Source organism: Amedibacterium intestinale, from assembly GCF_010537335.1.
Taxonomy (GTDB): Bacteria; Bacillota_I; Bacilli_A; order Erysipelotrichales; family Erysipelotrichaceae; genus Amedibacterium; species Amedibacterium intestinale.
Map to the genome: position 1 here is coordinate 777,314 of NZ_AP019711.1, position 12,286 is coordinate 789,599.

Annotated in this window: 13 protein-coding genes; 5 read left to right on the plus strand and 8 right to left on the minus strand. The window is 33.7% G+C overall.

Going from position 1 to position 12,286, the window contains the following annotated elements; translation table 11 throughout:
* Window positions 1–13: 13 nt before the first annotated feature.
* Entirely contained in the window at window positions 14–313 is a 300-nt protein-coding gene (locus A9CBEGH2_RS03935; RefSeq protein WP_118278062.1) for a transposase, read from the minus strand.
* Window positions 314–713: 400 nt separating this feature from the next.
* Between A9CBEGH2_RS03935 and A9CBEGH2_RS03940 the strand changes: the two genes are divergently transcribed.
* The 3 genes from A9CBEGH2_RS03940 to A9CBEGH2_RS03950 all read left to right on the plus strand — a co-directional run bounded on the left by A9CBEGH2_RS03940 (window position 714) and on the right by A9CBEGH2_RS03950 (window position 4,215).
* Window positions 714–2,135 (plus strand): APC family permease, encoded by a 1,422-nt coding sequence (locus tag A9CBEGH2_RS03940; protein ID WP_118361296.1) that lies wholly within the window; start codon window positions 714–716, stop codon window positions 2,133–2,135.
* A gap of 100 nt (window positions 2,136–2,235) precedes the next feature.
* Entirely contained in the window at window positions 2,236–3,552 is a 1,317-nt protein-coding gene (locus A9CBEGH2_RS03945; RefSeq protein ID WP_118361298.1) for a M18 family aminopeptidase, read from the plus strand.
* Between the two features lie 6 nt (window positions 3,553–3,558).
* Entirely contained in the window at window positions 3,559–4,215 is a 657-nt protein-coding gene (locus A9CBEGH2_RS03950; RefSeq protein ID WP_118277229.1) for a transporter, read from the plus strand.
* Window positions 4,216–4,305: 90 nt separating this feature from the next.
* On the opposite strand, the gene A9CBEGH2_RS03955 is transcribed toward A9CBEGH2_RS03950, so the two are convergent.
* Window positions 4,306–4,986, minus strand: a complete 681-nt coding sequence (locus A9CBEGH2_RS03955) for a M48 family metallopeptidase (protein WP_115714927.1) — start codon at window positions 4,984–4,986, stop codon at window positions 4,306–4,308.
* A 162-nt stretch (window positions 4,987–5,148) separates the two neighbouring features.
* Between A9CBEGH2_RS03955 and A9CBEGH2_RS03960 the strand changes: the two genes are divergently transcribed.
* Window positions 5,149–6,093 carry a tRNA modification radical SAM protein MnmL/YtqA gene (locus A9CBEGH2_RS03960; RefSeq protein WP_118277230.1) on the plus strand — a complete coding sequence of 315 codons (945 nt, stop codon included), beginning with the start codon at window positions 5,149–5,151 and terminating at the stop codon, window positions 6,091–6,093.
* Window positions 6,094–6,134: 41 nt separating this feature from the next.
* Window positions 6,135–6,818, plus strand: a complete 684-nt coding sequence (locus tag A9CBEGH2_RS03965; protein WP_115714929.1) for a gamma-glutamyl-gamma-aminobutyrate hydrolase family protein — start codon at window positions 6,135–6,137, stop codon at window positions 6,816–6,818.
* Here the strand turns inward: A9CBEGH2_RS03965 and A9CBEGH2_RS03970 are convergent.
* The 6 genes from A9CBEGH2_RS03970 to A9CBEGH2_RS03995 all read right to left on the minus strand — a co-directional run bounded on the left by A9CBEGH2_RS03970 (window position 6,756) and on the right by A9CBEGH2_RS03995 (window position 12,185).
* Window positions 6,756–7,307: a YqaA family protein gene (locus tag A9CBEGH2_RS03970; RefSeq protein WP_115714930.1), complete on the minus strand. Its 552-nt coding sequence runs from the start codon at window positions 7,305–7,307 to the stop codon at window positions 6,756–6,758. The genes A9CBEGH2_RS03965 and A9CBEGH2_RS03970 overlap by 63 nt on opposite strands.
* Window positions 7,308–7,348: 41 nt before the next feature.
* Window positions 7,349–8,119 carry an HAD-IIA family hydrolase gene (locus tag A9CBEGH2_RS03975; protein WP_115714931.1) on the minus strand — a complete coding sequence of 257 codons (771 nt, stop codon included), beginning with the start codon at window positions 8,117–8,119 and terminating at the stop codon, window positions 7,349–7,351.
* Complete coding sequence (locus tag A9CBEGH2_RS03980) at window positions 8,106–8,621, minus strand: hypothetical protein (protein ID WP_115714932.1); 516 nt, start codon at window positions 8,619–8,621, stop codon at window positions 8,106–8,108. The genes A9CBEGH2_RS03975 and A9CBEGH2_RS03980 overlap by 14 nt, the downstream gene beginning before the upstream one ends.
* Before the next feature lie 72 nt (window positions 8,622–8,693).
* Entirely contained in the window at window positions 8,694–10,211 is a 1,518-nt protein-coding gene (locus A9CBEGH2_RS03985) for a recombinase family protein (protein WP_163104264.1), read from the minus strand.
* A 718-nt stretch (window positions 10,212–10,929) separates the two neighbouring features.
* Complete coding sequence (locus A9CBEGH2_RS03990; RefSeq protein ID WP_163104266.1) at window positions 10,930–11,373, minus strand: helix-turn-helix domain-containing protein; 444 nt, start codon at window positions 11,371–11,373, stop codon at window positions 10,930–10,932.
* 104 nt (window positions 11,374–11,477) lie between these two features.
* Entirely contained in the window at window positions 11,478–12,185 is a 708-nt protein-coding gene (locus A9CBEGH2_RS03995) for a BRO-N domain-containing protein (RefSeq protein ID WP_163104268.1), read from the minus strand.
* Window positions 12,186–12,286 lie beyond the last annotated feature (101 nt).

Genomic DNA, 12,286 nt, shown 5'->3' on the forward strand with positions numbered 1-12,286 from the left:
TATACAGCAGAGGTTAATCTCCCAGTATGCCTATTGCCTTTTTTAAGATTTCAAGGGCATCCTTCGTATCACGCAATTCACGTCTCAGGCGTGCAATTTCCTTAGCTTCATCAGATTCGAAATTACCCGTTCCTCTCATTTCTACAGAACCGTTTTCTGATTTTTTTGATTCGCTTATCCATCTGGATAAGGTGCTTCTTCCTACTCCTAAGTTTGCAGCACATTCTTTCATAGTAAGGTTTGTATGTTGTTGTACATATCGTACAGCGTTGCTTCTAAAATCGTTATCAAATACTGGTTTCTTTTTTGCCATTTTTTACTCCTTATGTTACTTCTTTTACATGTATTATAATTGTATCAAAAACATGCATGTTTCTCTATTAGGACTGTCCAGTTTTTATTCTAACATCAATTTCAAAACATACAGAATGCAAGATACTATGCACGGATAAAAAGTTATATAGAAACAGGAAAAAGACATGGGATGAATTCAATAAAGCTTATCGAGGGAGCGTTAAAAGGAGAATATATAACAATAGGACAAATGAAAGAGCACGATAACCTGTACTAGTTTTCGTGCTTTTTCAAGTATCTTTTTTATTTAAGCTGTGAACAGTAACATAAAATTCACATTTTTAAACAATAATTTCCGTTTTATGTAGAATTTTTCATTTTATTTATGGTATTATTACAGGGTATATTAGGAGGTTAATATGGAAAATTCAAAGAAAATTGTCTGGTATAACCTTGCGTTTATGGCATTTTCTACTGTTTGGGGTTTCGGTAACGTATTAAATGGTTTCGTTTACTTCAATGGTATTCAGGTTATATTCAGCTGGATTCTGATGTTTGCTTTATACTTCGTGCCTTATGCACTGATGGTTGGTGAACTTGGATCTGCATTCAAAGACTCTGGTGGTGGAGTTAGCTCATGGATCAATGAAACAATGGGTCCTAAAATCGCATACTATGCAGGTTGGACTTATTGGGCATGCCATGTCACTTACATTGCTAGTAAAGGTAGTGGAGGATTAAAAGCATTAAGCTGGGCTATCTTCCGTAACGCAGAAACTTACGATACACTGCCTACACTTTATGTACAGTTAGCTACACTTGCTGTGTTCTTATTCTTCTGCTGGGTGGCAAGTCGTGGATTGAACCCATTGAAAAAATTAACCACATTGGCTGGTTCATCAATGTTTGTAATGTCAATCCTTTACATCGTTATGATGTTTGCTGCACCAATTATTAATCCAAATGGCGGATACTTAACACCTGATTTTAGCTGGGATAACATTATTCCTCAGTTTAATGTACAGTACTTTACTTCTTTATCTATTCTTGTGTTTGCAGTTGGTGGATGTGAAAAAATTTCACCATATGTAAATAAAGTAGAAAATCCAAGTAAAGGATTCCCTAAAGGTATGATTGCATTGGCTGTTATGGTTGTTGTATGTGCTATCCTTGGAACTATTGCTATGGGTATGATGTTTGATCCTACTGTAATCAATGGTTCTACAGAATCTTTCAACTCTTATGTATCCAATGGTTCTTACTGGGCATTCCAGAAACTTGGAGAATACTACCATGTTGGAGATTTACTGCTAATCATCTATGCATTGTGTAATATGATCGGTCAGTTCTCTACTCTTGTATTAAGTATCGATGCTCCTCTTCGTATGTTGTTAGACAACGAACAGGCAAGAGAGTTCATCCCAACAAAACTGTTGAAACAAAACAAATACGGTGCTTACATCAATGGTATCTGGATGGTAATTATCTTGTCAGGAAGTATCATTTTGATTCAGACATTTGTTCCAAACGCTGCTGCAGTATTGGCACAGTTAAATAAATTAAACTCTGTAACAATGCCAATGCGTTACTTATGGGTATTTGCTGCTTATATTGCACTTCGTAAAGGAATCGAGAAATTTAATCCAGAATATCGTTTTGCTAAGAGTCAGGGAGTTGCCTACTTCTTTGGTTTCTGGTGTTTCATCGTAACAGCTGCTTGCTGTATTCTTGGTATGTATGTTCCAGGTGATATTGGATCAACATTATTAAATGTCATTACACCAATTGTATTAACACTACTTGGTATTATTCTTCCAATTATCAAAAAATACGAAAAATAGTTACATTTAGAAAGACAAGAAATGCACTTCTTGTCTTTTCTTATGCTTATTTTTACATTTTATGCTATACTATATTCGTTTGATACAGGAGGTTATTTAAATGTTTAAGGAAACATCAAAAGACGTACTTGCATTTATCAAAAACAGTCCAAGCTGTTTTCATGCAGTACATGAAATGAAAAAGATTTTATTAGATGCAGGATACGAAGAACTTCGTGAATGTGAAACATGGAGCTTGAAAAAAGGTGGAAAATACTTTACGACAAGAAATGGTTCTTCTATTGTTGCTTTTCATATTGGTAATACATTGGAAGATTATCATTTCCAGATTACATCTTCACACTCTGACTCCCCTACTTTTAAAGTAAAAGAAGTTGCAGAGCTGCAGGGTAAAGGCGGATATATCCAATTGAACACTGAAGGATATGGCGGGATGTTATGTTCTACATGGTTAGATCGACCATTATCTTTGGCAGGCCGTGTTCTTGTAAAAGAAGGAAATACAATTCAATCAAAACTTGTTTCTTTTGATAAAGATTTAGTGTTGATTCCAAATGTCGCAATTCACATGAATCGTGATGTAAACAATGGAATGAAATATAACAATCAGGTAGATATGCTGCCATTGTTCTCTGCAGGAGAATGTGTTAAGGATGATTATTATCAGTTAATTGCAGATGAATTGCATACAGAAAAAGAAAATATTTTAGGAAGCGACTTATATTTGTATAATCGTATGGAACCAACGATCTGGGGGGCAAAAGAAGAGTTCATTTCTTCTCCAAAACTAGATGACTTGCAATGTGCCTATACTTCTTTAAAAGCTATGATTAACGGTAAAAATGATAAAGCTGTTAACGTATTTGTATGTTTTGATAATGAAGAAGTTGGTTCAGGTACAAAACAGGGTGCATGTTCTACATTCTTATATGATACATTGCAGAGAATCAACGATAATCTGTCTTTTGCGAAAGAAGATTACTATCGTGCTGTCGCAAAAAGCTTTATGGTATCTTGTGACAATGCTCATGCAGTTCACCCAAATCACCCTGAAAAAACAGATGCTGAAAACTGTACATTCATGAACAAAGGTATCGTAATTAAATACAGTGCAAATCAGAAATATACGACAGATGCAATCAGTTCTGCTGTATTTACCGACATCTGTAATAAAGCGGAAGTTCCTGTACAGCACTTTGCTAATCGCAGTGATGCTGCTGGAGGAAGTACACTTGGAAATCTTTCTAGTCAGAAAGTATCTATGCATACCGTAGATGTAGGATTGGCTCAGCTTGCTATGCACTCTTCTTATGAAACAGGTGGGATTAAAGATTCTTACTACATGGTAAAAGCATTAGAAACATTCTACAACACAAACCTTCATATTACAGATAGTGAATCTATTGAGGTTGCATAAAGTTTCATGAAAAAACAAACGAATAAGAAAAAAATTCATATTGATAACCTGTATCTTATGAAAAAATTAGATACAGCATATTTGAATGAATTTAATCGTTTTTATGATTATATCCTTGACTCAAGATACACAGTACAAGATATGAATATCATGGTAAATATTGCTTTAGACCAATGTTTGGAAGGAATGAAATTCCATAAAAAACCTACGGTAGTTATTCCTAAAGATTTAAAAGAGTATACAAAGAAGATTTCTCGTGGAAAAGAATATAAAGATATGAAAAAGAAAATCCGCAATCAGGATTATGAAAAAATGCAGATCAGCAGTATCTGGTATGTCTTTACAGTATGTATCGTATTATTCTTTTTCAAAAATCTGCTGGATAAAAATTATCTTGTGAATTACCTTGTTGATGCCATTGTTGGCTGTATCGCAGGTGGTTTTGCAATGAAAAACTTTATGATTCGAAGAAGAATCATCAATCGTTATCAATTTGGAAGTTTCTATATCCGTCTAGATATTATCACACTTGTTATCTGCCTGTTCATCAAGCTTTTAACACCAAAAAATCTTTCAAACTTTGATATTACATATCTATTACTAGTTATTTCTTTCTTCGTAATGAAGAAGAAAATCAAACCGCAATTTGAAAAAGTCATATAAAAAGCACAGGTTTCTTCCTGTGTTTTTTTATACATTTTAATATAAGCATATCTTATATGAAAAAAACAGAATGAAAATCACTCTGCTTTTCTATGCTATCAACTGCATTCGCTGTTTATAATCAGGCATATAGTTTTCTATAATATTGTAAAATGCTTTAGAGTGGTTTGGCTGGATAAAATGTACAAATTCATGCAAAACCACATATTCTATAAATTCTAAAGGATAATGAATTAACTTCTTATTTAAGGTAATCGTATTTCTGGCAGGTGTACAGCTTCCCCATCTGCTCTTCATTGTACGTATCTTTACTTCAGGAAATGGAATCTGATAGTCCTTTAACGAATTGCATGTTAAAGTGGCTACATCCATAAACACATCTTTACAAAGTTTATTCAAAAACTGTGTTATAACTTTTTCAACATCTGCATCTTGTTTTAACTGAACATAAAGATATTTATCATCATAGCTTACATAATTGTATCTTCCTGCTGATTTCTTGATTTTTAACTGTTTGCCAAACAACATGATTTCTTTATCACTCAAAAGACAGCGCTGTGCTTTTTCCACCACTTTCTTTTGATGTTCTACGATCCAGGAAACTTTGCTGCTGACAAATTCATCTATCTTATCTAAAGGAACAAATGGATTAGCACTTACCACGATTTCTCCTTTAGGTGAAATTCGCATATTAATATTTTTTACCTGTTTGATTACCAATGTATAAGTAATTGGATATTTTTTACATTGTATGACTTTCCTGCTATCCATAAATCTTAAAATCTCCTATCTAAAAGCGCATGTAATATTATCGCATACTTCTAACAAAAAATAAACAGAAAATCGACACGTTTTTTACCAATTTTTATAAAATTTAATCAAACTATTTTTCTTCTTTTATAAATCTATGATAGAATTAGTTCTGGTGATATTATGCCTTACAACAATCCTTTTATTTATAGTGACGATAACAAACGTTATCATACATGGAATTACTATTTAAAACATCATTTTCATCAGAAAGTATGCAAAGTTCCTTTAAATGCAAATTTTTCCTGTCCCAATCGTGATGGCACTTGCGGAGTTGGTGGGTGTACATTTTGTGGAAGCTTAGGAAGTGGTGAATTTGCCGGTGATATTCATAAAGACTTGATGCAGCAGTTTGAAGATGGAAAAGCAATGATGCATCGCAAATGGCCTAATGCAGGATTAATTGCATACTTTCAGGCATATACCAATACCTATGCCCCTTTGCATGTGTTGAAAGATACCTTTGATCCTTTTGTAGAAAGAGATGATATTCTCGCAATCAGTATTGCTACACGTGCAGACTGTCTGGAAGATGATACAATTGCCTATCTTCAATCTCTTACAAAGAAAAAGGAAATATGGGTTGAATTAGGTTTACAAAGTGTACATGATGAAACTGCAAAACGTGTTAATCGTGGACATACCTATGCGCAATTTGTTTCCTGTATCAAAAAGCTGGCAAAAACAGATATAAAAATTGCTGTACATTTAATCAATTCTCTTCCATACGAAACAAAAGATGAAATGCTGGAAAGTGCAGATAGAATTGCACATTTGCCTATTCATGCAGTTAAGATCCATATGCTGCATATCATGGAGAATACGAAAATGGCAAAGGAATATGAACAGCATCCTTTTCCTGTTTTAAGCAAGGAAGAATATATAGATATTGTCATTTCTCAATTAGAGCTTTTACCAAAAGAAATGATCATTCAAAGACTTACAGGAGATGGTGTGAAAGAACATTTGATTACTCCTGAATGGACCTTAAAAAAAGTTGTTGTGTTAAATGATATAGATAAAGAAATGGTGCGAAGAGATACCTGGCAGGGAAAAAGGTATCGCTAGCACTTTTTTCTTTTATGCATATAGTATCATGAGGTGAGAGCTTGAAAATCATTGCCATTCCCATGCGTACACAAGTTAACAAAAAGAAAACCATCTGGTTTTTAAGAAATACCTATATACAAGCAATAAAGGCATATGACTGCATTCCATTTCCTATTCTAGATACAAGTCAAATCCCACTTGCTTTGCAGTGCTGTGATGGAATGCTAGTGCCTGGAGGATATGATATAGAAGCAAGTTATCAAAAAGACTGTATGATTGATTTACACACATGCTATGATACTCCTATGGATCATTTTGATTTTTATTGTCTTGAACATTTTATAAAAGCCAGAAAACCTATATTAGGCATATGCAGAGGAATTCAGCTCATAAATGTGTATTTTCATGGCACACTATATTCTGATATAAATATAAAACAGCATGCACCAAAACATAAACACCATTTACGATATGAGCCAATTTCTCTTTATGGGCATATTTATCCTAGTAACTATGAAGTAAACAGTTATCATCATCAATGCATTAAAGAGTTAGGGGAAAATCTACAATGCTTTGCGAAAAGTGCAGATGGCTATTGTGAAGGAATTTATCATACTAGTCTTCCAATTTTGGGAGTACAATGGCATCCAGAACTTTTACAACGAGATCCTATCTTTTCCCTATTTTTTGATGTGATATGTTCGAACTCTTTTATAACCCCATTTAAACAAGAAATATACTAAGATAAAAAGTGAAAACCAAATTCCAAAGGCATCGAATGGCAGGATTGTTTTTAAAGTTTTTAATCCATAACAAACAACAAGGCTTCGTAACAATCTAGCACTGCCATCAGATATTAAAAACAAAGGCAATGACATATGGGTAAATCCTGCAAGATATGCCAAAAGAAAATCAGGCAAAGGAGTAATGCCTCCAATAAATACTGCTACTACACCATAACGTTTTACCATGTCTTCCCCTTTTTGCATATCTTCTTCACTTACAAGCGAAGAAAAAGCTTTTTTCCCAAGCAGCTTTGCGATCATATAGCCAATTGCTCCCCCAACACAAGTACCGATGGCCCCTTCCATTGCGTATATAACCCATTTTTGAGGGTTTTTAAGGCATAAAGGAGTTAATATGACCTCTAATGAGGGTAAAGGTAAAAAAGCCTTTAAAACAGAGTATAAAAGCAATCCAACATCCTGCCAAATAAGAAAAAAATCCTGCATAAAATGAAACCCCTCTTCGTTTCATCCTATGTTCAGGATTTTTATATATTCCATAATTCTTTTAGATTTGAAATTGTCCAGTCAGGATGTATATTTCTTTTTACTGCATCTTCTTTGGTATGTAGTCCAGTTGTAACAAATACAGTAGTAACATGATTGTTTAATCCAAACAAAACATCCGTTTCTAAATTATCTCCTACCACAATACAGTCCTCTTTTTGAATCCCTGCATACTGCAAAGCTTCCTCCATCATAACAGCTGTTGGCTTCCCTACAATTTCAGCTTTTCTTTCACTGGCATATTCCAGCATCTGGATAACAGCACCATTACCTATCAAATCCCCCTGTGCTTGAGGAACTCTTCGATCTGGGTTTGTTGCGATAAAACAGGCATCTTGCTGCAGCTCGTGCAAAGCTTTTGTATAAGTTGTGAAATCTGCACTTCGATCTAATCCTACAACTACTTGATCTGCATGAGCATCTACTAGTTCAAAGCCCTGCTGCAGCAGTGCCATACGCAAACCCTCTTCTCCAATACAAAACACACGATTTCCTCTGTTTTTCTTTTTCGCATACAAAGCAGCAGCCATTGCACTGGTAAAAATCTGCTCTTCCTGTATATTAGAAAACCCCATTGTTTCCAGTTTCTTTACAATTTGTTTTTGTGTACGCATTGCATTATTGGTAAGAAAATAGAACGATATTTTATGTTTTTGAAGATATTCAATGCATTCTTTTGCACCTTGAATTGGTGATTCTCCATGATATATCGTACCATCAAGATCAAAAAAGAAAACCTTATTGCACTTCATATACACCTCTATACTGTTTTACAAATGCCTCCTGTACAAACATTTCTTCTTTGATATGCATATGAAACATATACAGCAAAAGCGCAAACAAAGCATTGCTGGATTCATTTTGAAACAGTACACTACTTGTATCATCAAAAGTAAATTCCGCAATCTGTTCCTCTCTGTCAATGCACAGTATTTTATACTTCTGCATATGCTTTCCACCAAAGAAGCGATACATTGCATCACCATAGGACAAATCATATCCTTCTTTATTTTTATGAAGTTCTCCTAGTTTTGTATCTTTATCATACAATGTAAAATCCAGCATTGATTTCTGTCTTAATTTATCCATAAAACTTCTTTCAATCTGATAAAATCCAAATGTATCATTGCCATATAGATTCACTAAATAGATAGAAAGAAGTTCTCCTTCTTTTTCTTCACGAATGGAATAGATTTCTCTTCCCTCTTCTAAGATTTTATAGCCATCTTCTTTTTCTATAAGTGTTAATCTCATAGGTATCCTCCTTTTAAAAAGGCTCTTGAAACAGTATCAAGAGTCTTTTATAGCCACCATCATCATAGATGTCTACTTTAAAAAAATATCAAGATAAATTTGACCACCGCGTCCCCTTCCAAAGTCTTCGCATTCATAATCTATGTGGTCAATTACTTCTTTTAAAAAGTCATTCTTATATTTTGCTCCAATACTATCATCTTTTAAACTTTCAATTATTTGTTTTAATGTGACGATTTTTTCTTCATAATTTACTTCTTCACCTACTTTCAATTTTTCCGCTTCAAGTTGTTTTTCTAATTCTTCAATTTTAACGGTCAAAATACCCTTTCGTTCAATGAATTCTTCTTTTGTATAGATTCCGTCTTCAAGATAATCAAATAGCTTTGTACGGCTCTTTTTTAGCTTGATAAGTTCTTTTTCTATAAATTCAATCACGTCATCTTGCTTTTTCTTGTTTTCAATCTCGAATTCATTTGTCATCTTTAATTCAAAATCTTCGATATGCGCTTTTAACCCAATAATTACCGCGTCAATAACTTCTTTTGCGGACGATGACTTCATTTTACAAAACACGCTATGGACGTGAACATATCTTGGTGACATATTTGGTCTAGTTGAATATCCTTGATAAACTAATTTTTTTCCACAAGACTTACAACATAATATGCCCGCTAAAGGATTTTGAAGTTCTCTTGAAATTTGTGTCTTTGAATTTTTTCCAATTCTGTTTTGCACTCGTTCATAAAGTTCTTCGTCGATAATCGCTTCGTGTTTTCCATCGTATATTTCGAAATTGACCTTGTTTCGAACATTCATTTTTTTCATTTTGCCATCAACAAACTCTTTTTTCATTTCTCGATTTTTCCATCTTATTTTCCCAATGTAATGAGGATTTTTCAGAATGTCAATTATACAACTGTGATTCCATTCTTTATTTCCGCTCGGACTGGTTACTCCCATTAAAGAAAGTTTACTTGCGATTTTGCTTGCTCCCAAATTATCATTTGCATACCATTCATAAATCATTTTTACAATTTTTGCGTCCTCATTTGGTTTAAGGGTAATGTCTTTCTTTCCTCTGCGCCAAATATCATATCCGTATGGTGCACACCCGCCGATATAATTTCCTTCTTGAACTGAAATTTTGCGTCCGCGATCAAGTCTTCTTTTGATGGTCTTATATTCTCGTCGGGACATGAACAATCCGAATTCAAAATATTCTTCATCATATTCATTGTTTGGGTCGTATGTTTTAATGGGTGTAATTATTTTCGTATTCGAGTATTTGAACGCTTCAGCGACGTCACCTTGGTCACGCGTATCACCACGCGCCAATCGTTCAACTTCCATAACCAAGACGCCTTCCCATTTCTTCAAATAAACATCGTCCAACAATTGCTTCATTTGTGGTCTATCTGCGATACTTTCACCCGAAACAATTTCTTTGTAAATGCGACCAATCGGCAATTCTTGACGTTTCGCCAGTTCCGTCAATATTTTTTCATGCCGTGCCAACGTTTCCATTTCGCCTAATGCTTCCATTTCGGCGTCGGCTCGTGATTTTCGCAAATATATTGCGTATGCCATATTTTATCCCTTCTTTCCCAAGTATGAACAAGTAGAACATAAGTTGAACACTTAAAAACCCTTTGTTTATAGGCTCATTTGACATTTTGTTCAACTTGTTCAAGTTGTTCACCTTTTTTTCTATATTTATATATTTTTTATTTATATAATGTTATTTTTTACTTTAATTTTTAATTTCTTATAAAAAGGCTTTTGTTCATGAACAACTTGAACAGTGCTTAAAACCCGCATAAATAAAGGCTCATTTACTGTTCAACTTTGTTCATTTGTTCGAGTTAAAATCAAACATATACTTGAAAAATTCATTTAATGATATATTTTCGACATCAACATTGACATTTTTCAATATCTCATTTCTTAATTCTTGATACTCTTTTTCGTTACAACCTCGCACATAACATAATTCACGATAAGAATTCACATTGGTCAATTCAATTGTTTCGAACAACAATTTTATTGCGAATTTAATTCCTTCGGTTTCGTTCTTTGACCAAATATGATAATTTGGAAACCTATTTTTCCAAATGACGATTCGTTCATTTTCCTTTGTTAACGCATGAAAAAGTAAATGTCCGACCGTAAATTCCCGATGATACCAAGGAACATCATCACTGATATGAATAAATTTTTGACCATCGACTTGATTGTAGTATCCATATATTTCCCAAGTGGTTCATAAACCAATTTGATATTGTTTTGAATTGCGATTTGAAAAGCATTATTCGTCCCGTGTTTCTCCACCAGTTCTTTTACTATCATTTTGCACCTTCTTAATTAGTCTACCCGTATTTATTGAATTTTGAAGGCTAGAAATAAGAAGTTTACGCGTTTCTTTGTCGAGCGTTTCACCCTCGAAAACAATGTTATTTTGGTCGTTTTCCAATTCCTCAATCATTCGTCTAATTGAAACAGAAACATCGCTTATTTCGTCTGTTTCGCCTTCATCGGGTGTTATTAAGTTAGTGTTTCCCAATAAATAGTCTACCGATACACCGAAATAATTGGATAAAAAGTTGATTTTGTCCATTGGTGGTGTAATCTTTCCACGTTCATACTCGCCGTATGTACTTCGTTGAATTTTTAATAATTTGGACATTTCTTCTTGTGTCAATTTTCTTCCTTTGTAATGAGTTCTTAAATATTTCAATCTTTCAGCAAACATATATTTTTCCCTTCTTTCTGTACACATATAATACGCCATTACAAATGGCATTGTCAACTAAAATGTTATTTTCCAAACAAAAAAGACAACAATTTTGTTGCCTTTTAATCAAATTCATAGAATCCTGTTAGTTTTCCATCGACACGATGTCTTTTGACTTTCGCACCAGTTTGACGTCTTATTTCTTTTGAAAACTCGTTCAGTGATAGCGGTTTGAAAAGGTTGTCTTCACAAAACGATGTGTAATCACTGTGAATTCTTTTTGTCGGAATATCAAGTAATTCATCTTTTTCAATATCGTTTAGATAAGCCCTTACGCTTTTACTTCTTGAACCAACAATTTCATTGTCATTGACTATGACTGGAACTTTTATTTCGAATAATGTCATCAATGCTTCAACACCTTTTGCGTTCTTACATTTCGAAATAAGCGTCGCAATCTCAATTTTATTGTCATAACTCAATTCACCATAATGACCAGTTTTTCGAATCTCTTTTAAAATCTCTTTGATTTTCTTCTTGAACTGTTTCGCAATTGGTTTGCGTGATTGCATAAATACTTCATACAATCCATCTTCCGTCAAGAACCATGATTTTTGATTTCCACCAAGGGTGTGAACAATATTCACAACCTTTTCGTCTTCATCAACTGATTGAATCATTCTTGATACTTGACTGTGTTCAATCCATTCCGCAACGTCCTTTGCTAAAAACAAAGGGTTTTCTATTGTATTATAAATAGATATTGTTTTTCCTAGAAACTCATAGTTTCCAATCGTTTTCATTTCGTTTTGTTTTAAAAGTGTTTCCATCTTACTAAAAATCTCCTTCATTAAAATTTTTTCTTGCACATCAAGGACATTTTTTGTAAAATATTTATGTCTTGATGTAATTGTGTCAAGAAATTATGTTA

Excerpts from the sequence above, each read along its gene's own strand:
- A9CBEGH2_RS03975 (WP_115714931.1), bottom strand. The coding sequence starts at position 8,119 with ATGAAGTGCAATAAGGTTTTCTTTTTTGATCTTGATGGTACGATATAT.
- A9CBEGH2_RS03970 (WP_115714930.1), bottom strand. The coding sequence starts at position 7,307 with ATGCAGGATTTTTTTCTTATTTGGCAGGATGTTGGATTGCTTTTATAC.
- A9CBEGH2_RS03985 (WP_163104264.1), bottom strand. The coding sequence starts at position 10,211 with ATGGCATACGCAATATATTTGCGAAAATCACGAGCCGACGCCGAAATG.
- A9CBEGH2_RS03935 (WP_118278062.1), bottom strand. The coding sequence starts at position 313 with ATGGCAAAAAAGAAACCAGTATTTGATAACGATTTTAGAAGCAACGCT.
- A9CBEGH2_RS03940 (WP_118361296.1), top strand. The coding sequence starts at position 714 with ATGGAAAATTCAAAGAAAATTGTCTGGTATAACCTTGCGTTTATGGCA.
- A9CBEGH2_RS03955 (WP_115714927.1), bottom strand. The coding sequence starts at position 4,986 with ATGGATAGCAGGAAAGTCATACAATGTAAAAAATATCCAATTACTTAT.
- A9CBEGH2_RS03990 (WP_163104266.1), bottom strand. The coding sequence starts at position 11,373 with ATGTTTGCTGAAAGATTGAAATATTTAAGAACTCATTACAAAGGAAGA.
- A9CBEGH2_RS03950 (WP_118277229.1), top strand. The coding sequence starts at position 3,559 with ATGAAAAAACAAACGAATAAGAAAAAAATTCATATTGATAACCTGTAT.
- A9CBEGH2_RS03945 (WP_118361298.1), top strand. The coding sequence starts at position 2,236 with ATGTTTAAGGAAACATCAAAAGACGTACTTGCATTTATCAAAAACAGT.
- A9CBEGH2_RS03960 (WP_118277230.1), top strand. The coding sequence starts at position 5,149 with ATGCCTTACAACAATCCTTTTATTTATAGTGACGATAACAAACGTTAT.
- A9CBEGH2_RS03995 (WP_163104268.1), bottom strand. The coding sequence starts at position 12,185 with ATGGAAACACTTTTAAAACAAAACGAAATGAAAACGATTGGAAACTAT.
- A9CBEGH2_RS03980 (WP_115714932.1), bottom strand. The coding sequence starts at position 8,621 with ATGAGATTAACACTTATAGAAAAAGAAGATGGCTATAAAATCTTAGAA.